Raw genomic sequence first — 26,349 nt, 5'->3', positions numbered from 1 at the left:
TGTTCGGACACCTAATTGTCCGCCTTCAATATCGGGGCCGGAAGATCACATCGTTGTATTTCGTATTTCGGCACCCGATCGAAGCGATATCCGGCATAGAAGAGCGAACGCTTGAAATTGCGAACGAACAGATCCTTCGTCAGCGGGGCCCGATACGAGGTGAGCAGCTCCTGGGTGTCGGGGCAGGTCAACGCCACCTGAGCCTCGGTGACCCAGTCCTCGTCCATGTACCAGGGCAGGTACGGATGGACGGCGACGAGTCCGAGATCGGCCACCACCCAGTCCGGATACAGATTCTTGTCGTGGCCGATCCGGCCGTTCTCGAGCCGCTCGGTGTGCGACGCCAACGGGTATGCCAGCCCCATCTGGTCGATGACCCGCACGTCGAGGCCGACGTTCATGCTGGTCATTCCGAGGTTGAGGAAGAAGACGGTGTGACCGAATCCACCCTCGGGGATCGGCAGCGGCGGTGGAACGACATCCCAGTACGTGAACTGGGCCGAGGGCAACAGCAATCCGCCGTCGGGAGTGTCCTCGATCGCCTCGACCATTCCTCGCATCCGCGGGTAGTCGAGGTAGTCCGAGGCCAGAATCGGATGAGCGTGCCCGGTGTTGAGCGAGTAGAACGCCCGCTCGTCGACGATGCCACTACGGCCGACGATCGAGCCCTGCGGCATTCCAGTCGTGTTGGCCGCCACGACGGCCCAGATCACGATGCCGGCCCAGACGAACAGATCGGCGACGAAAACCGCTGTGGCGCGGTCTGCAGCCCAGCGTTTCGGGAGACCGACCGGCAGCACGGAAATCGGCAACAAAAGCGTGAACAATGCCGGCAACAATGTCCGACCGTGCATGAAATCGCCGCCGACGCGAATCGAATACAAAGCCAACAGAAGGCCACTGATCAACACGAAGACGACCACGGCGGTCGGCGTCCGCAGCGCGGCGAGCCAGCCGCCGACGGTACGGGGCAGGGACAACCGCACTCGCGAGGCCGACAGCACGGCACCGACGACGAGCAGTATCAGTGGCAACCACAGCAGATACGGGCCGACGAGGTTGGACAGGTACTCGAACCCCTGCGACCACTTGGCTCCGCCTGCATCCTTCGACACCGCGGTGTTGGGGTACGGCAGGCCGTAGTAGCCCATGCGCCAGATCTGATAGAGCACCGGCACCGCACCGGCGAAAGCGAACACTCGCAGCCTGGACAACCAACTCTGCGGAGCCAGGAAGATCATCGCCAACGCCAGCACCGCCACGATGGACAGTTCCGGACGCACCAGCGGGCCGAGCCCGGCGAAGAAGGCCAGCAGCAGCAGCTCGACGCCACCCGACCGTCGTTGACCCCACCGGACCATCAGCAGCCACAGCATCGCCAACCAGAAGATGACCAGGCAGGTCTCGAGGCCGGACGTCGCGAAGTCGCGGGCGGGCGGAACCGCGATGTAGACCAGGACTCCGGCAGGCAGGAACAGAGTCTGCGACGCGGTGCGACCACGCAACGCGAACGTGCCCATCATCGCCAGAACGACGGCCGCCGTGGACAGGATCAGTGCGATCGTCAGGACGACGTACTCGAGTCGACCCTCGCTGAGCCAACTGCCCGCGTACACGAGGTAGGTCCAGATGGTGCTGGTGTTGGTTTCCACGCGCTCGCCCGCGTTGAACACCGGTCCGTTGCCTGCCAGCAGGTTGCGGACGGTACGCAGAACGATCAGGCCGTCGTCGGCGATCCAGCGGCGCTCCCACGCACCCCAGAGGAACAACGCCCCGGTGACCACGGTCCCGATCCAGAAGACGGGCCTGGTGATCGATGCCCGAGCGGAGTTCTCTTCTCGCGCGTCTCGCTGGTCAGGCGAGGTAGACAGCGACACCAACCACTCCGATCCACGCTATGGCGAGTAGCTGCAGAACCCTGTCTCCCAACGCGATCTCTTCGGGTTCGCCTGCCTCGCCGCCATCGACATCCACTGCGTATCGCAGGATTGCGATAGTAAACGGAATCATCGAGATGGCGAACCAGTTGGCACCCGTGCCCGCGTCTTCCTGGAACGCCCACAGGCCGTAACAGATGACGACGGCGGTCGCGGACAGTGTCCAGACGAATCGCAGGTACGTGGTGGTGTAGTTCTCGAGCGATTTGCGGATCTTCGCTCCGGTGCGTTCGGCCAACTGCAGCTCCGCGTAGCGCTTGCCTGCCGCCATGAACAGCGAGCCGAACGCCATGATCAGCAGGAACCACTGCGACAGCGGGATCGAGGCGGCGACGCCACCGGCGATCGCACGGAGCAGGAAGCCCGAGGAGACGATGCAGATGTCGAGCACGGCCTGGTGCTTGAGACCGAAGCAGTATGCGAGCTGAATCGCGATGTAGACGCCGATGACCAGCGCCAGTTTCCAGTTCGCGATGAACGAGAGGCCGATGGCGAGACCGAGCGAGACAACGGCCATCGCGTAGGCGATGTTGACCGGCAGTACGCCCGCGGCGATCGGTCGAAATCGCTTGGTGGGGTGGGCGCGGTCGGCTTCGACGTCCATGGCGTCGTTGACCAGGTAGACCCCGGACGCGGCGAAGCAGAACACGACGAACGCGAGCGCGACGGACAGCAGAACGTCGGGGTCGGTGACCGAGCCCGCCGCCAGCGGTGCGGCCAGCACCAGTACGTTCTTGACCCACTGACGCGGACGAAGCGCCTTGACGATGCCGTCCGCCAGGTTCTTCGGCGGTGCGCCTACGGGTGCGGCATCCTCGCTCATTTGTCTCCTTCGAACTTCACGACGGCCGCAGCCGTCAACGCGCCGAGTGCCGATCCTGCCAGCACGTCGGTGGGGTAATGGACTCCGAGCACCAAGCGCGAGAGCAGCATGGGTGGGACGAGGACCGCCGGTAACGGTAGCCCGGTCACCCGGCCGAGGAGAACCGCGGCGGCTGTGGTCGATGTCGCATGCGAGGACGGAAAGCTCAGCTTGCTGGGCGTCGAGACGTTGACGCGGACGGCCGGGTCGTGAGGACGTGGCCGGCGCACGATGCGCTTGATCACGATCGACGCGGCGTGGGAACCCACTGCCCCTACCGCCACCGAGGCCCATTGACGCCGACGCGGCCGGTCCAGTGCAGCTCCGATACCGGCGATCGCGACCCAGCCGAGGGCGTGTTCGCCGAAGTGCGACATGCCGCGGGCGACGGTGATCGCGCCGGGGGCACTGCCGACGGTGCTCTGCACCTTCTCGAGGATCCTGACTTCCGTCGGAGCCTCGGTCTGTCCCTTACGCCTGGTAACGAAAGACACGTTCCCACGTTTCCTTACTGGTCAGGTGCGGCACGGCATCGCGGTACCGGGCCTTGAGGGCGGGGAATTCGGCTGCCAACTGCTTGCGCAGCGTCAGGGCTTCCTTGAGCAGCGCCGCAGCCTGCTGACGATCCCGCTTGCGGTACACGACGCCCCGGCCGTCGGCGGTGGTGACGGTGACACCGTCGACCTGGGACAGCAGGAACCAGCGCGCGTCGAGAGTCGGGACGTTGAGCTGCGGGCGGTCGTGATGCTGGGTGTGCGCAGGCTTTGCGTTGTGCAGCAGCCCTTTTGCCAAGCGGCCGATCTTGGCCAGTGGGTTGGTCGGCAGCCCGACGGCTCCCACCTCCTCACCGGACGCGAGCGGCAGTTCGGTGGAGCTGCCGACGACGACCGCGTCGGGAAACTCCTTGCGCAGTGCGTGCACGGTCGGCAGCGCGGTGGGCAGGATCTCGAGGATGTGCTCGGGGCCGGCGAGGAAGTCGCGGATCGCGAGGTTCTGGATCGCGACGGTCGAGTACTCGAGGCACAACAGATGCTTGACCGTGGCCTTGATCGTGTCGAGCACCAGCCCCTTGCCGTCGCCCGGCATGTGCAGCGATGCGACCACCAGGCGGTTGCGCAGATGGAAGTACGCCTGCCAGTCGATGGCGTCGTCCTTGTCGCTCCACGCCATGTGCCAGATCGCCGCACCCGGCAGCGTCACCGTCGGATAGCCGGCTTCCCGTGCGCGCAAGCCGTATTCGGCGTCGTCCCACTTGATGAACAGCGGCAGCGGCTGCCCGAGTTCCTCGGCGACGACCCGCGGAATCATGCACATCCACCAGCCGTTGTAGTCGACGTCGATGCGGCGGTGCAGCAGTTTGCTGGTGCGCAGTGGATCCTCGGAGAAGTCGTGGTCGTACTCCACGTTCTGTGCGCCGGTCCACATGAAGTTGCTGCGATCGATCACTTCGCCCATGACGTGCAGGTGACTGCGCGCCTGCAGGTTGAGCATCTGGCCGCCGACGAGTGTGGGGACCTTGGCGAACCGAGACATGGCCAGCGCCCGCAGAATCGAGTCGGGCTCGATCTCGATGTCGTCGTCCATGAACAGGATGTGTTGGCAGGCAGTGTTGTTCAGCGCCTCGTACATGATGCGGCTGTATCCGCCGGACCCGCCGAGGTTGGCCTGATCGTGGATGGCGAGCCGGCCGCCGAGGGCCGCGGCGGCCTCGTCGAATCCGGGCTCGTCCTTCGCCTTGCGGGTGCCCTGATCGGGCATGATCACGGCCTGGATCACGTCCAGCACCAGGGGGTCCGATCCAAGGGCGACAAGGGCTTTGACGGCGTCGGTCGGGCGATTGAAGGTGGGGATGCCGACCGCGACGGTCGCTTCCCCCGGAGCCTCGATCGGGGCATACCAGCCCGCACTCTCGAGCACCACCTCGGAGTCGGAGGTGATGTCGAACCAGATCCAACCGCCGTCCTCGAACGGACCGAGATCGATCAGAAATTCCTGCGCTGCATCGCCGTCGACCGCCTCGCGGCCCTCGACGTGGATGCGCGACGCGTCGGCCTTGGACCGGTAGACGTCGATTCGGCAGTGGCCGGAGACCTCGACGCGGAGCACCACCGACTTCAGGACGCTGTAGCGCCGCCAGTAGCTCGCCGGGAATGCGTTGAAGTAGGTGCAGAACGACACCTCGGACTCGGAACCGATGGTGACCGAGGTTCGCGAGAGCGAGTGTGCCCGTTTGGCATTGGTGAGCGCTTCTTCGAGGTACAGCGTGCGCACGTCGAGCGGTTCACCGGAACGCGGAAGCAGTACGCGCTGCAACAACGACTTACCCAGAACCGGCGCGGCGTCGGTGATGCCGTCCTCGAGCAGGTGCTTGGCGGTCACTTGTCGCCTGCCAGAGGAGCACCGGTCTCGAAGTGCGGAACCAGGGTGTTCTCGTACATGTTCAGTGCGCTCGCGATGGCCATGTGCATGTCCAGGTACTGGTACGTGCCGAGGCGTCCACCGAACAGCACTTTGTTGGACGCTGCTTCGGCCTTGGCGCGGTCGCGGTAGGCCTCGAGCTTCTGCCGGTCGTCGGGGGTGTTGATCGGGTAGTACGGCTCGTCGCCGCTCTTGGCGAAGCGGGAGAACTCACGCATGATGACCGTCTTGTCCGTCGGGTACTGGCGCTCGGGGTGGAAGTGCCGGAACTCGTGGATTCGAATGAACGGCACGTCGCCGTCGTTGTAGTTCATCACCGGGGTGCCCTGGAAGTCACCCGTCGGCAGCACCTCGGTCTCGAAATCGATTGTGCGCCAGCCAAGTTCGCCCTCGGAGTAGTCGAAGTAGCGGTCCAGTGGGCCGGTGTAGACGATGGGAGCGTCGGGGCTCTCGGCCACGAGCTCGGCTCTGACGTCGAACCAGTCCGTGTTCAACCGGACCTCGATCTTCTCGTCGGCGGCCATCTTCTCGAGCCACGCGGTGTAGCCGTCGACCGGCAGGCCCTCGTAGGTGTCGTTGAAGTAGCGGTTGTCGAACGTGTACCGCACCGGCAATCGAGTGATGTTGCCCGCGGGAAGATTCTTCGGATCGGTCTGCCACTGCTTGGCGGTGTAGTCCTTGATGAAAGCCTCGTAGAGCGGGCGTCCGATCAGCGAGATCGCCTTCTCCTCGAAGTTCTGCGCGTCCTTGGAGTCGAACTCGCTGGACTGCTCTTCGATGAGGGCGCGCGCCTCGGCGGGCGAGAAGTACTTGCCGAAGAACTGCGAGATCAGGCCGAGGCCCATCGGGAACTGATACGACTGGCCCTTGTGCAGAGCGAAGACACGGTGCTGGTAGCCGGTGAAGTCGGTGAACTTGTTGACGTACTCCCAGACCCGCTTGTTCGAAGTGTGGAACAGATGGGCACCGTACTTGTGAATCTCGATGCCCGTCTCGGGCTCGGCCTCGGAGTACGCGTTGCCGCCCAGGTGATGCCGCCGATCCAGCACGAGGACACGCTTACCCAACTGGGATGCCGCCCGCTCCGCCACGGTCAGTCCGAAGAACCCGGATCCGACGACGATGAGGTCGTATCGGCCGGTCACGGAGGCGTCGGAAGAGGTGGTCTCGGGGCTTACAGCAGTCACGGGCAACCAGGGTATCCGACGATCGTGACCGCTCTGCCCCTCCAGGTGCCCATCGGCGGGCCCGGTGTCATCGAACGGAACGTCGGAGCAGGTAGGTGTCCATCACCCAGCCGTGCTGGGACTTGACCTGCTCGCGGGCGCTGCGGATCTCACCGAGCACGTCGTCGAGCGGACCTGCCACCAGCTTCTCGTCCACCGTTCCCAGATTGGCACCCCAGTGGATGTCCCATCCTGCGCCGGTCAGCGCGCTGCAGGCCAGCTTGCCGTCGAGCATGACCACGAGGTTGTCGAGGCCAGCGGCGACGTCGCCCGCCAAGTTTCTACCGGTGGTGATGACGATCGGTCCGCCGATGCGGTTGAGAACGAGGCGATGACTCGCCGCCAGCATCGACACGCTGGAGACACCGGGTGTGACATCGAACTCGATGTCGCCGCGCAACGCGGCCAGCCGCTCGACGACGCGGATGGTGCTGTCGTAGAGCGCGGGGTCGCCCCAGACGAGAAACCCCACGACGGTGCCTCGGTCGAGACCGTCGAGCACATCGGCGTAGGCGCGGGCGCGGGCGTCGTGCCAATCGAGGACCGCGGTCTCGTATTGCCGGGGCGATCGGTCCCGCGGCGGGTCGGGTACCTCGATCACCCGGTAGCTGCCGCCGTGGTGACGCTCGAGTATTTCCTGCCTGGCCGCCCCGAGATCGCCGACCGATGCGCCCTTGTCGGCCACGACGAACACATCCACCGCCCGCAGCTTCTGGATCGCCTGGACGGTGATCTGATCGGGGTGGCCACCGCCGATGCCGATCAGGTGAATCCTCACGATCGGTCCCGGCACGCGTCGTAGAGGTGAGATTCGGTGACGACGCGTCGAGCCAGGGCAGGCCCCACCAGAATCACCGCTGCCTGCCGCAGGTCGGCGGCCTCGACCTGGTCGGCGATATCGGCCAGAGTGCCGCGCAGGATCAGCTCGTCCGGCTTGCTGGCGTGGAAAACGACGGTGGCCGGGCACTCCGGACCGTAGAACTCCGTCAGTTCCTCGGTCAGGATGCGCGTGCGGGTGATCGCGAGGTGCAGCGCCAGGGTCGCGCGGGTGGCGGCGAAGTTCTTCAGCGCCTCGGTATCGGGCATCGCCGTCGAGCGGGCCTGCGCGCGAGTGAGCACCACCGACTGCGTCACTTCGGGAACCGTCAGCTCGACGCCCAGTGCGGCGGCTGCGGCCGCGTAGGCCGGAACGCCCGGGGTGACGTCCCAGGGCACGCCTGCCGCGTCGAGTCGAGCGGACTGTTCGGCCAGGGCGGAATAGAGGGACGGATCCCCCGAGCACAGGCGAGCGACGTCCTCGCCGCGTTCGTGGGCGGCGACCAGCTCACCGGTGATGGCGTCGAGATCGAGCTTCGCGGTGTCGACCAGGCGGGTGCCTGCCGAGCAGTGGTCGAGGATCGCGTCGTCGATGTAGGTACCGGCGTAGACGCAGACCGGGCTCGATCGCAGGAACTCGACGGCCCGCAGCGTGAGCAGGTCGGCAGCGCCCGGTCCGGCTCCGATGAAGTGCACAGTCACAGCTCGAAAGCGTAGGTGACGCGCCCGACGCGCCGCGCCACCGGAACTTCCCGGGGATGGCTAACTGTCAAGCTAAGGTTTAGCCTTGTGTCTGATGGGACTCATGTTGCTGATGTGATTCATGTTGTTCAGCAATCAGACTTCCTACGACGCGTACCTACCAACAACCAGGGAGTACCGCCTTGCCGAACCGTCGAACGAAGCCGTCGATCGTTCTCGGTGCTGTCGCACTACTGGCCGTCGCGACCCCCTTCGCGGTCGCAGGCCTCACCGACAGCACGACAACCGGAGTTCGACCGGCCAACGAGACAACCCCCGTCACTGTGCCGACCAAGATCGTCGAGACCGCGCTGAGCGCTGCACCGGACATCGTGATTCCGCTGCAGGAGCTCACCGGACTGCCGTTGCCCGATCTGCGGCTCTCCGATCTGAAGTACCTGCCGCTGCCGGATTCCATCGTGATCCCGCCGATCGAGATCCCCGACATCCCGGGTCTCACCACCCCGGCCCCGGGCAACGCGACCGCACAGGCCCCGATTCCTCGGGTGGACGCCTCTGCACCGGTGAACCCCGAAGCCGCCGATCCGACCGGTCCGCCACTCGGTGCCGCGGTCAAGGAGATCACGCAGGACACCCCGTTCAGCATGGTGGCCCTGACCTCCGAGCAGCTCGACGGTGCTTCCGCTCAGATCCGCCGGCAACTGGAGGACGGCTCCTGGGGCCCGTGGCTGCAAACCGCGCCGGTCGATACCACTGCGAGCGACGCCGTTCCCGCTGCGGAAAAGCAGGGCACCGAACCGATCTTCGTCGGACTGACCAAGGCCGTGCAGGTATTGCTGACGCCGATGACGAGCAGTGCAGCTCCCGAAAGCTTCGCAACTGCACCGGTTCCCGAGGTTCCGGTCGTCGAACTGCCTGCTCCCGGCGCTCCGGCCGAGGTTCCCGCTGCCGCGGAACAGCCCTTGGGCTACACCCCGGCGTCATCGAGCAAGCCACTGCGCCAACAGGATCCGGCTCCGGCCGATCCCGCGGCCCCGGCACCCGAGTCCGACAGCTCGGCCGAACAGCTGGCCGCGGCCGTGAACGACATCAGCGCGGTACTCATCACCCCCGGCACGTCGCCCGCCGACTCGGCACTGAGCGACCTCGCCACTCCCGTCGCCGGTGACGCAGGCCCGAACGTGATCACCCGCGCTCAGTGGGGTGCCGACGAGTCGATCCGTTGCGCCACACCGACGATCGACGACTTCATCGGTGGTGCCACCGTGCATCACACCGCAGGCAGCAACGACTACTCCAAGTCCGAATCGGCCGAAATCGTCCGAGCCATCTACGCGTACCACGCGCAGACGCTCGGCTGGTGCGACATCGGGTACAACGCCATCGTCGACAAGTACGGTCAGATCTTCGAGGGCCGCGCGGGCGGTCTGGACAAGCCGGTTCAGGGTGCCCACGCGGGCGGGTTCAACGAGAACACCGTCGGTGTGGCCATGATGGGCGACTACTCCAACGAGGATCCCTCGCAGGAGACCATCGATTCGGTCGGCAAGTTCCTCGGATGGCGACTCGGCAAGGCCGGTCTCGACCCCAAGGGCACCACCACGATGACCTCGGAGGGAACGAATTTCACGTTCGTCGGCAAGGGCAAGAGCATCGACCTGCCGGTAATCTTCGGTCACCGCGACGTCGGCAACACCGAATGCCCGGGTGACGCCGGATACGCGCGGCTCGGAGAGATCCGCGACATCGCTGCGGCGAACCTCGGCGGCGGCGGAGATGCCACTCCGGTCTCGCCCGACGTGACCGACACAGCTCCCGATACCGCAGTGACCGACGCGGCACCGTCCCGTCCGGGCACCGACGTCAGTTCCACTCTGGGCGAGAACATCCCGGCCCTGGTCGCCGAGTTGCAGCGTCTGGCGTCGACCAGTCCCGTCGCTCAGAGGTGGTTGTCCTCGGGCGGCGAAACCGGTGCGCTGGGCGTACCGGTGAGCGGTCTGGTGCAGGTCAGCGGTGGCCGCGAGAAGGCGCAGTTCGCCAACGGTGAGATCATCACCAACATGGCAGGCCAGGCCGTGGCCGTCATCGGCAAGATCTTCCAGCAGTACGTGCAGCAGGGTGGCGTCGACGGCGTGCTCGGTCTGCCGCTCACCGACGAGTTCCGGGTGCCGGAGGGCCTCCGGACCGACTTCGAGAACGGCTCGCTGATCTTCAACGAGCTCACCGGAATCGTGACCACGGTGATCAAGACGTACAACGACACCTACAACGCGGAGATGCAGAACCCCGTTGCAGCACCGGTGGAACCGGCCCCTGTGCCCGCTCCCGCACCGGAGCCCGCACCCGCAGGCTGAGATTCACCAGCGAAAGGGCCGAGTCACCGTGGTGACTCGGCCCTTTCGCGTTCCGGTACTACACCTTCGTGCCCAGCGTGGCGACGCGTCACCACCAGCGTTCGAGGACGTGCGCCACTCCGTCCTCTGCGTTGGTGACGGTCACCTCGTTCGCCGCCGCGACGGCAGCCGGATGCGCGTTACCCATCGCGACACCCAGTCCCACCATCGTCAACATCGGGACGTCGTTGGGCATGTCGCCGAAGGCCACGATGTCCTTCACGTCCACCGACAGGGTCTCGGCGACCTTGGCCAGACCCGACGCCTTGGTGATTCCCGGTGCCGAGAGCTCGATCAGTCCGTTGTCGGTGGAGAACGTCAGGTCGGCGCGACCGGAGATCAGCGGGGACAGGATGTCTGCCATGTGTCCGCTGGTGGAGCCGGAAAGACGAATCAGCAGCTTCACGGCCGGAACGTCGACCACGTCGTCCTCGGTCATCTCGACGTTGTCCGGGTTCAGCCAGGCGTGCTCGTAGCCCGGGGAGCTGACGAACTGCGGGGTGGCCGAGTCGTGTGCCGTCCGGCCCACCCGCTCCGCGGCCAGCCCGCAGCCCGGCAGTGCGCGATAGGCGACGTCGGCCAACCACTGCAGTGTCTGCACCGAGAGCGTCTCGGCGCTGAGCACGCGATCGTTGGCGGCGTCGTAGATGACCGCTCCGTTGGCGCACACCGACATCGGCGCGTATCCCAACTGATCGACGACAGGGTGGATCCACCGCGGCGGGCGGCCGGTGGACAGCACGAACGGCACACCGTCGGCGACGACGGCCGACACGGCACGCCTGGTGCGTTCGGTGACACGCTCGTGCTGGTCGAGCAGAGTGCCGTCGACGTCGCTGGCGACGAGACGGGGGGCGAGGCGGGTGGTGTTCGGCGCGTTGGTCATCGTGACGTCATTCTGCCCTAGTGTCGAGGTGACCTGTCTTCGACGTGGAAGGAACGGTAGATGACATCTGTGAACCGTCAGATCCGATTGGCTCAGCGCCCGGTGGGACGTCCCGACGAGTCGACGTGGAACCTCACCGAGGAACCGATTCCCACGCCGGGCGACGGCGAGTTCGTCGTCACCGTCGACTACGTCTCTCTCGACCCGGCGATGCGGGGATGGCTCAACGATGCGCGCTCGTACGTACCGCCCGTCGGGATCGGCGAGGTGATGCGGGCGCACGCCGTGGGACGGGTGCTGGAATCCCACCACCCCGATTATGCTGTCGGAGAGATCGTTTCGGGCTCGTTCGGCGTCACCGAGCACGCACTGTCGGACGGCACGGGGGTGCAGAAGGTCGACGAATCCATCGCACCGGCACCCACGTGGCTCGGAGCGCTCGGCTTCCCAGGACTGACGGCGTACTTCGGCCTGATGGACGTCGGCAAGCTCACCGAGGGCGACACCGTGGTGATCTCCGGAGCCGCGGGCGCCGTGGGCAGCATCGCGGGCCAGATCGCAAAAGCCAAGGGAGCCACTGTGATCGGCATTGCGGGTGGTCCCGAGAAGTGCGCGTGGCTCACCGAGGAACTGGGTTTCGACGCAGCGATCGACTACAAGAACGAATCGGTGTACAAGGGCCTGAAGGCAGCTGCACCCGAGGGCATCGACGTGTATTTCGACAACGTCGGCGGTGAGATCCTCGACGCGGCCCTCTCACGGCTGCGCAAGGGAGCGCGAGTGGTGTTGTGCGGAGCCATCTCCGGCTACAACGCCACCGATCCGCAACCCGGCCCGTCGCACTACCTGTCCCTGTTGATCAATCGGGCGTCGATGACGGGCTTCATCATCTTCGACTACCTCGATCGCTACCAGGAGGGCATCGACGCACTGTCCGAACTGCTCACCAGCGGCAAGATGACGGCGCGGGAGCAGATCGAGATCGGCGGCGTCCCCGCCTTCGGATCGACACTGAACCTGCTGTTCGACGGAGCCAACACCGGCAAACTGGTCCTCGAGGTCGGAGAACGCACCCACGATTCGGAATTATGAGGACGCCTCGTTCGTTGAACCCCACGTATCGATCGATAAAGAGCTAGGAGAGCAACGATGTCTGCAGCCACCGAAACCGCCATTCTCGCCGGAGGATGCTTCTGGGGAGCCGAAGAGCTCGTCCGCAAGCTCCCGGGCGTGGTCTCCACCCGCGTCGGCTACACCGGCGGCGAGGTCCCCAACGCGACCTACCGCAACCACGGCAACCACGCCGAGGGACTGGAGGTCGTCTACGACCCCACCCAGACGACGTACCGCGATCTGCTCGAGTTCTTCTTCCAGATCCACGACCCCACCACCAAGAACCGTCAGGGCAACGACATCGGTGCCAGCTACCGCTCGGCCATCTTCTACCTCACCGACGAGCAGAAGCGCGTCGCCGAGGACACCATTGCCGACGTCGACGCGTCGGGACTGTGGCCGGGCAAGGTCGTCACCGAGGTGACCGCGGCCGGAGATTTCTGGGAAGCCGAGCCCGAGCACCAGGACTACCTGCAGAAGTACCCCGAGGGTTACACCTGCCACTGGGTGCGCCCGGAGTGGAAGCTGCCGCGTCGGGCCGACGCCTGACGGTCCAGCGGCTGCGCCCCGAGTGCGCGGGCGGGGCCTGCGGTCGTCCCGCAGGCTCCATCCCGGTCTCGTAGCAAGGGTCGAACTACCGCGCACACGGGAGCCGAACTTGCGACACTGATGCGGTGACCTCCGACAGAACCCCTCGGTCGATGGCCGACGTCCTTCGTTCGCCGCGTTTCTGGCTCGCGCCCATCCTGGTGGTCTCGGCCCTGATGTCGTTTCTCGCCGCGCTGTATCTGGGCGGCGTGCTCGACCCCAGGGGCAATCTGCACGACCTACCCATCGCGATCGTCAACCAGGACGAGGGCGACACCCTCGCGGGCGAGCAACGCAACATAGGCAACGACATCGTCGAGGGTCTGCTACAGAACGTCGATCCGGACAAGGTCGATTTCAGGGAAGTCGGCCCGGCGCAGGCACAATCGCTGCTGTCGACGGCCGAGGCCTACGGTTCCATCGTCATTCCCAGCGATTTCACCAAGCGAATGGGAATCCTCGCTCAGGCGAGCGTGATTCCCGGGGACGTCGAGAAGCCGATCATTACGGTCTACACCAATCCACGCGCGGGCAGTTTCGGAATGTCACTCGTGACCGGTGTCGCAACACCTGCGTTCGAGTCGGTCAATGAAACTGTGGGACAGCAGATCACCGAACAGGTACGCCAACAGCTCGGCGAGACTCAGCTCGCCGGTGCAAGTGCTCTCACCCTCACGCAGCCAATCGATGTGATCGTTGCCCAGTACGATCCTCTGCCCGACGGCACCGGCGGTGGCCTGTCCGCCTTCTACTACGCGCTCTTGCTCGTCCTGGCGGGGTTCACGGGTGCGACCATCGTCAGCGCACTCGTCGACGGCCTGCTCGGATTCACGCCGACGGAGATCGGCCCCAAGTACATCCATCGCGGACCGACCCAGATCAACCGCTTCCGGACGTTGCTCGTGAAATGGCTCGTGATGGTCGTCCTGGCCCTGCTCGTCTCTGCCCTCTACCTGCTGATCAGCCATCTGCTCGGTATGCCGATCACCCACGCCTGGACCCTGTGGATGTACGGCGCGTTCGCGATCACCGCGGTCGGCATCACGGCATTGGCGGTGATGTCCGCATTCGGCACGGCAGGACTGCTGATCAATCTGATCGTGTTCATCATCCTGGCGTTGCCGTCCTCGGGTGGCACCATTCCCCTCGAAGCCAGCCCGCGGCTCTTCACCTGGCTCGCGCAGTTCGAGCCGATGCATCAGATCTTCCTCGGCACCCGCTCGATCCTGTACTTCAACGCTTCACTCGACGCAGGCCTGCTGCACTCGGTGGGGATGACGTCGCTCGGACTGCTCATCGGGCTCGTGTTCGGCGTGGTGTTCACCCGCATCTACGACCGCAAAGGCCTCGACCGGAGCCTCGATTCACCGGGCGCTCTCAGCTGACGCCAGTACACTCGCTCCAATGCTTGCTGTGAACACGGCCGGGAGCGTGGCACCACGACGCGCCTTCCACGCTTACCTCGACGTCGCCATCGTCGTCCTCGTACTCGTGGGCACCAACCTCATAGCGCACTTCACCACGGTGTGGGCCAGCGTCGCGACGGTTCCGATCGCCGCTGTTCTGCTGGTCGTCCTGGCGAACCGTCGCGGTCTGGGGTGGGCCGAACTGGGACTGTCTCCCAAGCAGTGGAAGACCGGATCTCTGTACGCACTCGGAGCCGTCGGGGTCGTCCTCACCGCCGTCGCGATCGGTGCGTTGCTGCCGCTGACTCGGCCGTTCTTCATGGCCGACCGATACGCAACCGTATCCGCCGCCATCGTCGCGTCGATGATCGTCATTCCGCTGCAGACCGTCATCCCGGAGGAACTCGCATTCCGCGGGGTTCTGCACGGCACGCTGGGACGCATCTACGGAGCTCGCGGCGTGTTCGCTGCAGGATCTCTACTGTTCGGTCTGTGGCACATCGCGTCGTCGCTCGGGCTGACGGCGGGCAACGTGGGGCTGAGCGGGTTTCTCGGCGGCGGGCTGTTCGGGCAGATAGTCGGTATAGCGCTGGCCGTGGTGGCCACTGCGGCGGCGGGTGTGGTGTTCACGTGGCTGCGCAGCCGGAGCGGAAGTTTGATCGCCCCTATCGCCCTGCACTGGTCGTTGAACGGACTCGGCGCGCTGGCTGCCGCTCTGGTCTGGCACGCGTCGGTGAGCTGACGAGCATGGGCGAGCCGACCAGCATGAAAGACGAGCTGCACCAGTACCTGCGGATCGCACGCGAGAACATGCTATGGAAGCTCGACGGTCTCACCGAGTACCAGAAACGACGGCCGATGACGCCGACGGGGACGAATCTCCTGGGTCTGATCAAGCACCTGGCGATCGTCGAGTACGGCTACTTCGGCCTGACCTTCGGCCGAGAATTCCCGGCCCGATTCACCGAACTGGAAAAATCAGCTGTCGCGCAAGCGAACTCCGATATGTGGGCCGCCGCCGATGAACCCTCCGAGTTCATCGTCGACCTGTATCGCGAGGCCTGGCTTCACGCCGACAAGACCATCGAATCGAACGACCTCGATACCGTCGGACGCGTACTGCACTGGCCCGCCGAGAAGCAGGAAGTCACGTTGCACCGTGTTCTGGTGCATGTGTGCATCGAAACGAATCGACATGCCGGGCATGCAGACATCGTGCGCGAACTCATCGACGATTCCGTCGGGCTGCGACTGGGGAACGAAAACATGACCGACGGCGACGCAGCATGGTGGGCGGCCTATCGAGATGAACTGGAACGTGTTGCGCGAGAAGCTGATCAGTAATTCGCTTTGAGCATCGTCCCCCCCGGACTGCTCGGCCACCGAGATTCGGTGCATCTGCGTTCATCGATCCCCTACCATGGGGTACCGACAAGTTCGGATCCGCGAATAGTTAAGCAGGACAACAGTTTTCGATTCAACAATGGTTGTCAGTCGAACGCACGTTCGATACACTTCATGGCATGACCACCGCGATCTGGCAACTGAGCGAGGCAGAACTCCTCGCCGAGTCTGCTGTGGTCTCCCACCAGATCCAGCTGCTCGAAGCCCGGCGGATCGCTCTCGTCGCCGAGATCGACACCCGCGTGAGCCGGGAGAAGCTCGGCTTCCCCGGCCCCGCAGGCTGGCTCACCTCCACCACCCTGCTCTCACCGTCCAAGGCCACCAAGATCGTTGCCCTCGCCCGCGGACTGAAGAACTTCCCCGACATCGCCGACGCCGTGAACGCAGGAGTCATGTCCGTCGATCACGCCGCGTTGATCCTCACCTTCGCCGAAACCCCACCGAAGAACCTCCCGCAGAAAGGCCAGGACATAGCGCGGAAAGCGATGATCGCCGCCGCGACCGGGCCCGACGCACGCACCGGCCGGATCCGCGAAGCCATCACCAACCTCAACGACAGATTCGGCGGCAAAAAGCCACCTCCCGAGGACACCGACCGCAACGAATTCTTCGCCTCCAAGACCCTCAACGGCCGGCTGGTACTCAAGGGAGACTTCGATGCGATCACCGGAGAAAAGCTGCTCACCGCACTCTCACCGCTGACCGAACCCCGCCCCGCTGCCGACGGCGACGAGACACCCAAAACCGGAGACGACCGCAGCCCCGCCAAGCGACGAGCCGACGCCTTCGGACACATCCTCGACCAGTACCTCGCCTCCAGTGATCGACCCATCGAAGGCGGTGAACGCCCGCACCTGAACCTGCACATCAGCCTGCGCGATCTCGCCGACCTTCGCGACAGTGCCGACGCAGACGACATCGCCGACGACGAAACCACGCGCGCTGCAGCCGAATCCGACACAGAAGCAGGCGATCCGGTCGACATCAACACCGGTAGCCCCATCATCGACGACGCACCAACCGAGCCGGACAACGGCAGTGGCAGTGGCAGTGGCAGTGACCGCCGTGCAACGGATCGCGGCGCATACAGGGACCTGTTCGGCGACGGCACCACCGTCGGGTGGCTCCCCTGGATGGGACCACTGTCCCGCAACACCTCCCGGCAACTCGCCTGCGATTGCCTGCTCACCGCCATCGTCATGGACGAGACGGGTTCCCCGATCAACCTCGCCCGCACCGCACGCACCGTCACCGCCAAACAACGCAAAGCCCTCATCGCCCGCGATCACGGTTGCGCTTTCCCCGGCTGCGGCAAACCCGCCGCCTGGACCGAAGGACACCACATCCGGCACTGGGGCGACGGCGGACCCACCGACATGAACAACCTCGTCCTACTGTGCGGATTCCACCACCGACTCCTCCACCACAGTGACTGGGAAGTATTCATCGGCACCGACAACCACCCCTGGTTCGTACCACCCGCCACCGTCGACCCGTACCGACAACCCAGACCATCCCACGCCCGAGCAGGCCCCCACATCGCCTGAGCCTGCCCACACGAACCGCAGAAACAATCCAGCCCCGCACCGAGAACACGGTGCGGGGCTGGAAGAGGTTGGTTCAGGAACCCGAGGGAGCTGCCGGCGGAGCGGGAGGAGTCGCGCCATCGGCCGGAGCAGGCGGCGTCACACCGTCACCCTCAGCACCCGGTGTGGGCGGAGCAGGCGGCGTCGCACCGTCACCCTCGGCCGGAGGCGCAGGCGGCGTCGCGCCGTTTTCCGGAGCGCACAGAGGAGCCGGTCCACCCTTGCCCGGGCCACCCTCAGCTGGCCCACCTTCAGCTGGTCCACCCGGCCCACCCTTGCCCGGACCCCCGGCGGGCGGTGCAGGCGGAGTTGCCCCGTCCGCCGGTGCCGGAGGAGTTGCGCCGTCCGCAGATCCTGGCGGTGTCGGAACGGCGGGCACCGTCGATCCGTCTCCGGAATCCGGTGCGGCCGGCACCGCAGGGACATCCGACCCGCCGCCGCCGTCGGTTCGCTCCCCGAGGGTCGACGACGACGCCACCGTGGATACTCCGGGTGAGACGTCCGGACCGGTGGCAGCGAAGACTGCCGACGCCACCAGCGCTCCTACTGCGAGTCCCGCTGCGGCCGTCGCCACCATCGGCACCCGTCCCTTCCACCGCTTCGGTTGGGTCTCTCGAACCGCGTTGCCGGGGACTGGCTCCGGGTTCGATGCGGCGGGGATCGGTTGAGTCTGATCGTTCACGTTCACTCCTTGTTCGAGTCTTTGTCGTTCGTTTCGGTCTGTCATCGACCCTGCCGCCGCTAGCTGAAGTCACCCTGAAGCCGGCCGCATCTTCAGGATCACTTCAGCTGGTGGGTGACAATCGAGGCATGACATACAGTTCCGCTCCCCGGGTGATGGTGGTTGAGGACTCGCTACCTATCCGAGAGGCGCTGGTCGCCGCGTTCGAGGACGCGGGATTCACCGCTGCGTCCTTGCCCGACGGTGACGACTTCGACACCACGATGGCAGGCTTTCGCCCCGATGTCGTGATTCTCGACGTCATGCTGCCCGGCGCGCGGGACGGGTTCGCGTTGATCGACGTCGTCCGCCAGAGCAGCGATGCAGGAATCATCATGGTCACCGCGAAGGATCAGTTGGAGGACCGCCTGCGCGGATTGAGCGACGGCGCAGACGACTACGTGGTCAAGCCGTTTCAGCTCGACGAGGTGGTCGCGCGAGCGAGATCGGTGCTGCGTAGACGCGGCAGATCCTCGGACGCAATCCAAGTGGGCGATCTATTGGTGGACGAATCCGCGGGGGTCGTCACGCGCGCCGGTCACGTCCTCGACCTGACGGCCACCGAACTCCGGTTGGCGACCTTCCTCGTCGCGCAACGCGGTCGCACGGTCTCGAAAACGTCCATCCTCGAATCGGTCTGGGGCTACGGCGCGTACGACGGCAATCTGGTGGAGGTGCATGTCAGTGCGTTGCGTCGCAAGATGGAAGCCCATGGGCCACGGTTGATCCACACTGTCCGCGGCCTCGGTTACGCTCTGCGGGCCCCGCAGTGAACCGCACACCCACGCCCTCGTTGCGTACCCGCGTGGTCGCCACCGTCGTCGTGCTGTTCGCAATATTGCTGGTGATCGTCGGGTCGTCGGTGGATGTCGTTCTCGGTCAACAGCTTCGGCGTGATCTGGAGGCCCGGTTGACCGACAGGGCATCCCGTGCGGTCGAGCTGGTGGACAGCGGCGTCGGGCCCGGCGATCTGGTGCAGGCGTTGCAGGGCGACGCCATCCGGGTTCGCGTCACCGCCGCGGACGGCACGGTGTACGGCGTACCCGGCAGCGGACCGCCCGGCCCGGATATCAGGCCCGCGACCCCGGCTCCGCCCGCCGGCCTGTCGAAGGCTCCCAGCCCTCCCGGTCCACCCGATCCTCCTGCCCCGCCGTCGGATTCGTTGGAAATCACCGAGCCCCTGCCCGATGGATCGACGCTGTCACTGCTCGGCGACACCACCGCGATCGCAGATGTGCGCCGACAATTGCGCATTCTCATGGTGGGTGCCGGTGCAGTCACTCTGCTACTGGCCGCCGCCGCATTGATCTACGCGGTCAGGCGCGCCTTGTCCCCCCTGGACTCGATGACGTCGGTCGCACGCCGAATCACCAACGGCGACAGAGGGCGACGGCTACTGCCGTCCAAGCCGAAGACCGACCTGGGCCGCACCGCATCGGCCGTCGACGAGATGCTCGACGCCCTCGAGGATGCCGAGCGCAAGGAAGCTGCGGCAGCCCAGTCGGCGCGTCGGGCAGAGGAGGACATGCGCCGATTCCTGGCCGACGCGGCACACGAACTGCGCACACCGGTGGCCGGGATCTCGGCGCTGGCCCAGTCGTTGCAGCGCGACGCGGAGCACCGCCCCGATCGGGTCGGCAGGTGGAGCGACTTGCTGGTCGGCGAGTCCGCCAGGGCCTCGCGTCTGGTGGGCGACATGCTCGATTCCGTTCGTGCAGAGAACACTTCGGAGCTGGAGTTGTCCGACGCGGATCTCGCCGACGTGGTTCGACGCACCGTCGAGCGTGCTGCACTGCTGTCCCCGCAGGTCCGGTTCGAGGTCGACGCCTCGCAACCGGTGCCGGTCAGGGTGGACGTCGGCCGCATCGAGCAGGTTCTGTCGAACGTACTCGACAATGCCGCTCGCTTCACGCCGCCGGGCGGTAGCGTCCGAGTGACGACAGGAACCGAGTCACAGGCGTTCGTCACCGTCGACGACGACGGTCCCGGTGTCGCCGAAGCCGATCGTGAGCGCATCTTCGAGCGGCTCGTTCGGTTGAACGCTGCGCGTGACCGTTCCTCCGGCGGCGTCGGACTCGGGTTGTCCATAGCGCGCACGCTGGCGCGCGCTCACGCCGGTGAACTCGTCTGTGCCGCAGGGCCTACCGGTGCGCGGTTCCGACTGACACTTCCTGGCCCTACGGGTCGTTCCGCGGGCTCCACTCCGGCGAACCACCGATAGCTACTCGACGATCAAGTCCATCAACAGGCTGTCGTGCCAGCCGCTCGGGCCCTTCTCGTATCGACGCATGATCCCGACCGGCTCGAATCCGACTGCGCTGTAACAGGCTATCGCTGCCGCGTTGTCGGCAGCGGGGTCGATCACCACACGATGATGCCCCAGTTCGGCGGTCAGGTACCGCACCAGCGTGCCCACGGCATCCTTTCCGACGCCGCGGCCGTGTACTGCCGGGTCGAGGAAGATATCGATCGTCGCGTGCCGGTACATCGGATCGGTCTCTTCGCCGTACTGAATCAATCCCACTGGTGCGCCGTCCAATTCGACGACCAGACGCTTCTCGTCGGGGTTGTCGAACGGCCAGTTCTCGTCGGCGTCCTCGTCGCCCCATCGCGCGTACACCTCGGGGGTGTGCAGTATTCGGCGTAGCTCCGGCACATCCTCGGTGGTGACGGGCCGCAACACGACCCGTTCACCACGGAGGTTCATCGCGTGGCTCTATTCGGCCCGCTTGGCCGCACGCGCGGCGAGGTCCTGGGCATCGAGCTTGTCTGCCTCTTCGAGGGTCGGTGCGCTGCCGCCCAATCGCGCAGGCACCCAGTAGGCCCCTGCCTCGTGGTGATAGTTCTCCTGAAGTTCGAGCAGCATCTTCTGCATCACCGTGCGCAGCTTCTCGGTCAGTTCGTTCGGCGGACCAACGGGCGGTAGCGGTTCACCGACGGCGATCGAGATAGGAGTGTTGGTGCGGCCCAACCGTTTCGGGTATCCCTTGGTCCACACGCGCTGTGCGCCCCAGATGACCGTCGGGATGATCGGCACGCCTGCCTCGATGGCCATGCGCGCCGCGCCGGACTTGAATTCCTTGATCTCGAAGCTGCGGCTGATGGTCGCCTCCGGGTACACGCCCACGAGTTCACCGTTGCGCAGGCTCTGGACCGCCGACTTGTACGACTCCGCACCGGCCCCTCGATCGACGGGGATGTGCCGCAGTGCACGCATGATCGGGCCGGAGATCTTGTTGTCGAAGACTTCCTTCTTCGCCATGAATCGGATGTAGCGCTTCACCCGTCGTGGCGGTAGCCCGGCGTAGGTGAAGTCCATGTATCCGGTGTGGTTGACGGCGATGACGGCTCCGCCGGTGGCAGGGATGTGTTCCTCGCCCTCGACGTCGAATTTCAGGCCCTCGAACGCGAACACTGCACGAGCGATGCCGATGACTGATCGATAGACGGGTTCCACAGTCCGTTAGCGTAGTCGGTGGACGATGTCGGAGAAAAGGTCCGGGAGATGACAGGTCCGGTCGAAAGCAACGGGGGAGAGACGACGTGAAGAACAGTGCGGCACCACCACGGCGGACCAGGGTCGTCCGGACCGCGCTGCCGCTGATCGCAACGCTCGCGCTGGTGGGAGCCTGTGATTCCGCAGTCGGACTGCCGTCCGAACAGTCCGGAGCCTCGAGCACCACCACCGAGACAGCGGCGTCGACGACAACTCCGACCACAGCCTCCGCGACCACCGCGACGCCCCCACCGATCCCGCCCGGCCCACCCGTCGGCGAGGTTCCCGGAAACCCCGACGCCGCGATGGCGCTGCGTCCGTTCGTGGGCGACCTCACCGGCGGCGGAATCGGCGTCGTCACGGTGCGGTGCTGGACGGTTCCGCCCACCGACATTCCGACGATGTACGTCGACCCCGCAGCGATCCTCGCTGCCGTTGCCGCCCCCGGCGTCGACGGCCAGTACGCGGTCACCTGGACCGGGCCCACCGCAACGGTCAGCGTGAAGCGCAGTGAGATCGCGTCCGGCTACGCGTGCCCCACGGTCTACCCCACCGGCACCGCCCCCGTGTTCGACGCGGCAGACGCGGTCTACACCGTCGATCGCTACCTGGGACGTCTCGCCGGGACTCCGGTCAACCTCGGCGATGTGGAAGAGACGTACCCGATCGTGTGCGACGGCCGTCGGACCTGGGATGCGCTCGGGACCGGCGTTCCCACTGCCCCGCCACTGGTGGACAATCCCGACATCCTGCCCGGCATCACCTCGTTCGACCCCGACAGCGTGTTCGTCACCGGGCAGAACGGCATCTACACCCAGGTCAACGCAGACATCATCGACGCGTCCGGGGTGTACCAGAACCGCACGTTCGTACTGGCCATCGGCGGCGAGGGCTACTGCATCGGCGATATCGCCTGAGCCGACCGGACTAGCGCAGGAGTGGAGCCTGCGGAACGACCCAACTAGCGCAGGAGTGGAGCCTGCGGAACGACCCAACTAGCGCAGGAGTGGAGCCTGCGGAACGACCCAACTAGCGCAGGAGTGGAGCCTGCGGAACGACCCAACTAGCGCAGGAGTGGAGCCTGCGGAACGACCCAACTAGCGCAGGAGTGGAGCCTGCGGAACGACCCAACTAGCGCAGGAGTGGAGCCTGCGGAACGACCCAACTAGCGCAGGAGTGGAGCCTGCGGAACGACCCAACTAGCGCAGGAGTGGAGCCTGCGGAACGACCCAGCTAGCGCAGGAGTGGAGCCTGCGGAACGACCCAACTAGCGCAGGAGTGGAGCCTGCGGAACGACCCGACTAGCGCAGAACATCCGTTCCGACGAAGGGCACCAGAGCCTCGGGGACGCGGACGGTGCCGTCGGCCTGCTGGTGGTTTTCGAGGATCGCGACGATCCAGCGGGTGGTGGCGAGGGTGCCGTTGAGTGTCGCCGCGGTCTGGGGCTTGCCGTTCTCGTCGCGGTAGCGCACGCCGAGGCGTCGGGCCTGGAACGTCGTGCAGTTCGAGGTCGAGGTCAGCTCGCGGTAGGCCTGCTGGGTGGGAATCCAGGCCTCGCAGTCGAACTTACGAGCTGCCGAGGAGCCGAGGTCTCCGCCTGCGGTGTCGATGACGCGGTAGGGCACCTCGACGGCGGCGAGCATTTCCTTCTCGTATTCCAGCAGCTTCTGGTGTTCGGCGGCTGCGTCCTCGGGCTTGATGTAGGAGAACATCTCGATCTTGTCGAACTGGTGCACTCGGATGATGCCGCGGGTGTCCTTGCCGTAGCTGCCCGCTTCGCGGCGGAAGCACGACGACCATCCCGCGTACCGTTTCGGGCCGTCGGCGAGGTCGATGATCTCGCCCGAGTGGTAGCCCGCGAGGGCTACTTCGGAGGTGCCGACGAGGTAGAGGTCGTCGGCTTCGAGGCGGTAGATCTCGTCTGCGTGTGCGCCGAGGAATCCGGTTCCCGACATGATCTCCGGCCGCACCAGCACCGGCGGGATCATCATGGTGAAGCCGTTCTTGACGGCTTTCTGCGCGGCGAGCTGCAGCAATCCCTGCTGCAGCAGCGCGCCGTAGCCGGTCATGAAATAGAAGCGCGAACCCGAGACCTTGGCTCCGCGTTCCATGTCGATGAGGTTCAGTGACTCGCCGAGCTCGAGGTGATCCTTGGGCTCGAAATCGAACTCCGGGATCTGCCCGACGGTCTCGAGCAGCACGAAGTCGTCCTCGCCGCCTGCGGGCGTGCCGTCCTGGACGATGTTCGAGATCGCGCGATGGGCCGTGTCGAGGGCTGCGTCGGCCTCGGTTTCGGCGACCTGAGCCGCCTTCACTCTGGCAGCGAGCTCCGACGCTCCGGCGAGCAGCGCGGGACGGTCCTCGGCGGAAGCCTTGCCTACCTGCTTTCCCAACGCTTTCTGCTCGGCGCGCAGCTGATCGCCCGCCAGCACCGCAGCGCGGCGGGAGGCGTCGGCATCGAGAAGCGCGTCGACGAGAGCGGGGTCCTCGCCTCGGGTGCGCTGCGAGGCGCGCACTGCATCGGGATTCTCGCGAAGGAATTTCAGGTCGATCACGAGAACGAACCTTACTTGCCGAGCAACCCCAGGTAGTCCTCGCGTCCGAACATCGTGGCGGCATCGATTGCCGACGGGTGACCGCCGTGTGGATCGGCTCCGCCGTCGACGAGCACGCGCACCACGTCGTCCTCACCTTTGAAGACCGCGCCCGCGAGTGGGGTCTGCCCTTTGTCGTTGGGCTTGTTCACATCGGCACCGCGCTCGACCAGCGCACGCACCGCATCGGCGTGCCCGTGGTACGCGGCGAGCATGACCAGCGTGTCACCTGATTCGTTGTGCAGATTCACCGGAACGCCTGCGTCGACGTAACTCGCCAGAGCGGCCGCGTCACCGGTGCGGGCCATCGCGAACAGTCGGCCGGCGAGCTCGCTGAGGTCGTCGTCACCTGTTGGGTCGCTCATGAGGACCGAACATACTCGGGCATGATGGAGGGTGATGTCCGGATACGAAACAGACTCTCCGCCGAGCGAGAAGTCTCGGCGAACACTGTCTGCAACCACAGCTCGACGCGGGCTGGCCATGGTTGCGGTCGGTGCGGTGCTGGCCGCGGGCGCGACGGTTTTTCTCTCCGACGGGTTCTCGACGCCCGAGAAGATCACCACCCATGCGACGGCCGGTGGGCCTGCGACCGATGGCCCCGTTTCGGCGTCGTCCTTCGGTGCCGCCGATCCGGGCGCATGCCTGCAGTGGACGCCCACCGACGATCCGGAGACGGACCGACAGGATCTCGCCGAAGTTCCCTGCGCCGATCCCCATCGCTTCGAGGTGGCTCGCGACATCGACATAGCCGTCTACCCCGGCGTCGAGTTCGGTCCGGGGTCGCCGTATCCCGGTTCCATCCGGTTCAGCGAACTGCGCGACGAACACTGCGAGGCCGCCGTCGACGACTACGTCGGAGCCAAGTTCGATCCCAACGGACGCTTCGGCGTCGGGCTGATGTTCCCCAGCCAGGCCGGATGGGCCAAGGGTGAGCGGACATTGCGCTGCGGAGTGCAGATGCCGTCGAACACCGGTGCGCTGATGGAGATGACCGGCTCGATTCTCGACCAGGACCAATCGAAGGTCTGGCCGACCGGCACCTGCGTCGGCATCAACCAGAACGTGCCTGCCGATCCGGTGGACTGCTCGGCACCGCACGCGTACGAGGTGGCGTCGGTGATCAACCTGACGCAGCAGTTCCCCGGCGGACACCCGTCCGAGGCCGACCAGGACGCATACCTGGAAGCCACGTGCACCGACGCCGTCAACGGCTACCTCGGCTCGGACACCGCACTGCGAGACAAGACGCTCACCCTGTTCTGGGACACCATCGATGTCGCAAGTTGGCTCGCCGGTAGCAGGCAGGTGACGTGCTCGGTGGGCAAGGAACTCGATTCCGGCGGCTTCGCGACCATCGTCGGTACCGCCAAGGGCGACATCCTCATCAACGGTGCAGCTCCCGTCCCGCCGCCCTCCGCTCCCGACGGCCGCGCATTGCCGACACCACTGCCCGGTGCCGCCCCGATCACCACCGGAGGGTGACATTCCCACCCACATGACGCGTGTCGACTTCGAGGAAGCCGTGTCCGACGCACTCGACACCCTGCCGCGCGAACTCACCGACTTCATGAACAACGTGGTGGTTCTCGTCGAGGAGGAACACCCCACCGAGGACATCCTCGGACTGTACGAGGGCATCGCGCTGACCGAACGCTACGAGTACAGCGGCCACCTACCGGACGTCATCACCATCTACCGCAAACCGATCCTCGAGATGGTCGACGACGAAAACGAGGCCCGACGGGAAATTGCAATCACCGTCGCCCACGAAATCGGACATCACTTCGGCATCGACGACGAGCGACTGCATCAACTCGGATTCGGCTGAGCTCACTCACTCCCCCTCACCCGGACCGCTCACCCTCGCACCGCTCACCCCCGGATCGCTCACCCCCGGACGCGTGAATGGACCATTGCATACGTCTGAGCGGTGCAATGGTCCATTCACCCCGGCCGACCGGGCCGGCCACACTGCGTCAATGGCACTTTGCACACGTCTGAGCGGTGCAATGGTCCATTGACGCAGAACCGGGCTACGCCGTGACGGCCTCGCGGCGGATCGGGCGTACTGCGCGGTCGGTGAGGAACGCGAATGCCAGTCCCAGAGTCAGCCACAGGGTCGCCTGGGTGGCCAGGGACGACAGTCGGAATTCCCAGAGCAGGGTGGCGGGGAAGTCCGAGCCGACCTCGTTCACACC

The 26,349-nt window shown here is 65.7% G+C and carries 26 protein-coding genes; 12 read left to right on the top strand and 14 right to left on the bottom strand.

Annotated features, from left to right (window positions below; all coding sequences use genetic code 11):
* Positions 1–11: 11 nt before the first annotated feature.
* The 7 genes from zomB to cobM form a co-directional block, all read right to left on the bottom strand.
* Positions 12–1,877: a flagellar motor control protein ZomB gene (zomB, locus tag CH276_RS23490; protein WP_094631873.1), complete on the bottom strand. Its 1,866-nt coding sequence runs from the start codon at positions 1,875–1,877 to the stop codon at positions 12–14.
* Positions 1,855–2,760 (bottom strand): decaprenyl-phosphate phosphoribosyltransferase, encoded by a 906-nt coding sequence (locus tag CH276_RS23485; protein WP_045197991.1) that lies wholly within the window; start codon positions 2,758–2,760, stop codon positions 1,855–1,857. Before CH276_RS23485 ends, zomB begins: the two co-directional genes overlap by 23 nt.
* Positions 2,757–3,293: a phosphatase PAP2 family protein gene (locus CH276_RS23480; protein ID WP_094631872.1), complete on the bottom strand. Its 537-nt coding sequence runs from the start codon at positions 3,291–3,293 to the stop codon at positions 2,757–2,759. Before CH276_RS23480 ends, CH276_RS23485 begins: the two co-directional genes overlap by 4 nt.
* Positions 3,271–5,178, bottom strand: a complete 1,908-nt coding sequence (locus CH276_RS23475) for a glycosyltransferase (RefSeq protein WP_032396439.1) — start codon at positions 5,176–5,178, stop codon at positions 3,271–3,273. The genes CH276_RS23480 and CH276_RS23475 overlap by 23 nt, the downstream gene beginning before the upstream one ends.
* On the bottom strand, positions 5,175–6,404 hold the full coding sequence (gene glf, locus CH276_RS23470) for a UDP-galactopyranose mutase (protein ID WP_176459409.1): 1,230 nt from the start codon (positions 6,402–6,404) through the stop codon (positions 5,175–5,177). Before glf ends, CH276_RS23475 begins: the two co-directional genes overlap by 4 nt.
* A 67-nt stretch (positions 6,405–6,471) precedes the next feature.
* Positions 6,472–7,224 (bottom strand): precorrin-6A synthase (deacetylating), encoded by a 753-nt coding sequence (gene cobF / locus CH276_RS23465; RefSeq protein ID WP_217901435.1) that lies wholly within the window; start codon positions 7,222–7,224, stop codon positions 6,472–6,474.
* Positions 7,218–7,961 carry a precorrin-4 C(11)-methyltransferase gene (gene cobM / locus CH276_RS23460; RefSeq protein WP_094631869.1) on the bottom strand — a complete coding sequence of 248 codons (744 nt, stop codon included), beginning with the start codon at positions 7,959–7,961 and terminating at the stop codon, positions 7,218–7,220. Before cobM ends, cobF begins: the two co-directional genes overlap by 7 nt.
* 182 nt (positions 7,962–8,143) lie before the next feature.
* Between cobM and CH276_RS23455 the strand changes: the two genes are divergently transcribed.
* Complete coding sequence (locus tag CH276_RS23455) at positions 8,144–10,315, top strand: N-acetylmuramoyl-L-alanine amidase (protein WP_094631868.1); 2,172 nt, start codon at positions 8,144–8,146, stop codon at positions 10,313–10,315.
* 88 nt (positions 10,316–10,403) lie between these two features.
* Here CH276_RS23455 and CH276_RS23450 read toward each other — a convergent pair whose 3' ends face one another.
* Entirely contained in the window at positions 10,404–11,240 is an 837-nt protein-coding gene (locus CH276_RS23450) for a Cof-type HAD-IIB family hydrolase (protein ID WP_045197985.1), read from the bottom strand.
* Positions 11,241–11,300: 60 nt separating this feature from the next.
* On the opposite strand from CH276_RS23450, the gene CH276_RS23445 reads away from it, so the two are divergent.
* From CH276_RS23445 to CH276_RS23420, 6 genes are all read left to right on the top strand, one after another.
* A complete protein-coding gene (locus CH276_RS23445; RefSeq protein WP_094631867.1) occupies positions 11,301–12,332 on the top strand; it encodes an NADP-dependent oxidoreductase in 1,032 nt (343 codons plus the stop codon).
* A gap of 57 nt (positions 12,333–12,389) precedes the next feature.
* The gene (gene msrA, locus CH276_RS23440; RefSeq protein WP_094631866.1) at positions 12,390–12,902 is read left to right on the top strand and encodes a peptide-methionine (S)-S-oxide reductase MsrA; all 513 of its coding nucleotides are present in this window, start codon (positions 12,390–12,392) and stop codon (positions 12,900–12,902) included.
* A 152-nt stretch (positions 12,903–13,054) separates the two neighbouring features.
* Positions 13,055–14,326, top strand: coding sequence for a YhgE/Pip domain-containing protein (locus CH276_RS23435; RefSeq protein WP_094631865.1), 1,272 nt, complete (start codon positions 13,055–13,057; stop codon positions 14,324–14,326).
* Between the two features lie 19 nt (positions 14,327–14,345).
* Entirely contained in the window at positions 14,346–15,089 is a 744-nt protein-coding gene (locus CH276_RS23430; protein WP_094631864.1) for a CPBP family intramembrane glutamic endopeptidase, read from the top strand.
* Positions 15,090–15,094: 5 nt separating this feature from the next.
* Positions 15,095–15,691 (top strand): DinB family protein, encoded by a 597-nt coding sequence (locus CH276_RS23425; protein ID WP_441344245.1) that lies wholly within the window; start codon positions 15,095–15,097, stop codon positions 15,689–15,691.
* 179 nt (positions 15,692–15,870) lie between these two features.
* Entirely contained in the window at positions 15,871–17,298 is a 1,428-nt protein-coding gene (locus CH276_RS23420) for an HNH endonuclease signature motif containing protein (protein WP_094631863.1), read from the top strand.
* A gap of 73 nt (positions 17,299–17,371) precedes the next feature.
* On the opposite strand, the gene CH276_RS28275 is transcribed toward CH276_RS23420, so the two are convergent.
* The gene (locus CH276_RS28275; protein ID WP_141214776.1) at positions 17,372–18,019 is read right to left on the bottom strand and encodes a hypothetical protein; all 648 of its coding nucleotides are present in this window, start codon (positions 18,017–18,019) and stop codon (positions 17,372–17,374) included.
* A 128-nt stretch (positions 18,020–18,147) separates the two neighbouring features.
* Between CH276_RS28275 and CH276_RS23410 the strand changes: the two genes are divergently transcribed.
* Both CH276_RS23410 and CH276_RS23405 read left to right on the top strand, forming a co-directional pair.
* Positions 18,148–18,831 (top strand): response regulator transcription factor, encoded by a 684-nt coding sequence (locus CH276_RS23410; protein WP_217901431.1) that lies wholly within the window; start codon positions 18,148–18,150, stop codon positions 18,829–18,831.
* On the top strand, positions 18,828–20,279 hold the full coding sequence (locus CH276_RS23405; protein WP_094631860.1) for a sensor histidine kinase: 1,452 nt from the start codon (positions 18,828–18,830) through the stop codon (positions 20,277–20,279). Before CH276_RS23410 ends, CH276_RS23405 begins: the two co-directional genes overlap by 4 nt.
* Here CH276_RS23405 and CH276_RS23400 read toward each other — a convergent pair whose 3' ends face one another.
* Together CH276_RS23400 and CH276_RS23395 are read right to left on the bottom strand one after the other, a co-directional pair.
* Positions 20,280–20,765, bottom strand: a complete 486-nt coding sequence (locus tag CH276_RS23400) for a GNAT family N-acetyltransferase (RefSeq protein WP_094631859.1) — start codon at positions 20,763–20,765, stop codon at positions 20,280–20,282.
* Positions 20,766–20,774: 9 nt separating this feature from the next.
* Complete coding sequence (locus tag CH276_RS23395) at positions 20,775–21,515, bottom strand: lysophospholipid acyltransferase family protein (RefSeq protein ID WP_094631858.1); 741 nt, start codon at positions 21,513–21,515, stop codon at positions 20,775–20,777.
* An 86-nt stretch (positions 21,516–21,601) separates the two neighbouring features.
* On the opposite strand from CH276_RS23395, the gene CH276_RS23390 reads away from it, so the two are divergent.
* Positions 21,602–22,471, top strand: a complete 870-nt coding sequence (locus CH276_RS23390; RefSeq protein WP_032396454.1) for a hypothetical protein — start codon at positions 21,602–21,604, stop codon at positions 22,469–22,471.
* A gap of 384 nt (positions 22,472–22,855) precedes the next feature.
* On the opposite strand, the gene serS is transcribed toward CH276_RS23390, so the two are convergent.
* Together serS and CH276_RS23380 are read right to left on the bottom strand one after the other, a co-directional pair.
* A complete protein-coding gene (gene serS, locus CH276_RS23385) occupies positions 22,856–24,109 on the bottom strand; it encodes a serine--tRNA ligase (RefSeq protein WP_032396455.1) in 1,254 nt (417 codons plus the stop codon).
* A gap of 11 nt (positions 24,110–24,120) precedes the next feature.
* Complete coding sequence (locus tag CH276_RS23380; protein WP_094631857.1) at positions 24,121–24,513, bottom strand: ankyrin repeat domain-containing protein; 393 nt, start codon at positions 24,511–24,513, stop codon at positions 24,121–24,123.
* Positions 24,514–24,547: 34 nt separating this feature from the next.
* Between CH276_RS23380 and CH276_RS23375 the strand changes: the two genes are divergently transcribed.
* Together CH276_RS23375 and CH276_RS23370 are read left to right on the top strand one after the other, a co-directional pair.
* Positions 24,548–25,633, top strand: coding sequence for a septum formation family protein (locus CH276_RS23375; RefSeq protein WP_094631856.1), 1,086 nt, complete (start codon positions 24,548–24,550; stop codon positions 25,631–25,633).
* 13 nt (positions 25,634–25,646) lie between these two features.
* The gene (locus CH276_RS23370) at positions 25,647–25,979 is read left to right on the top strand and encodes a metallopeptidase family protein (RefSeq protein WP_082073870.1); all 333 of its coding nucleotides are present in this window, start codon (positions 25,647–25,649) and stop codon (positions 25,977–25,979) included.
* Between the two features lie 205 nt (positions 25,980–26,184).
* On the opposite strand, the gene CH276_RS23365 is transcribed toward CH276_RS23370, so the two are convergent.
* Positions 26,185–26,349: CbtA family protein (locus CH276_RS23365; protein WP_141214775.1), on the bottom strand; the 165-nt coding region annotated here is incomplete at its 5' end.

The organism is Rhodococcus sp. 06-470-2, assembly GCF_002258235.1.
Taxonomy (GTDB): Bacteria; Actinomycetota; Actinomycetes; order Mycobacteriales; family Mycobacteriaceae; genus Rhodococcoides.
Note: the sequence above shows the minus strand (reverse complement) of the source record. Positions and strands in the feature narration are given on the sequence as shown.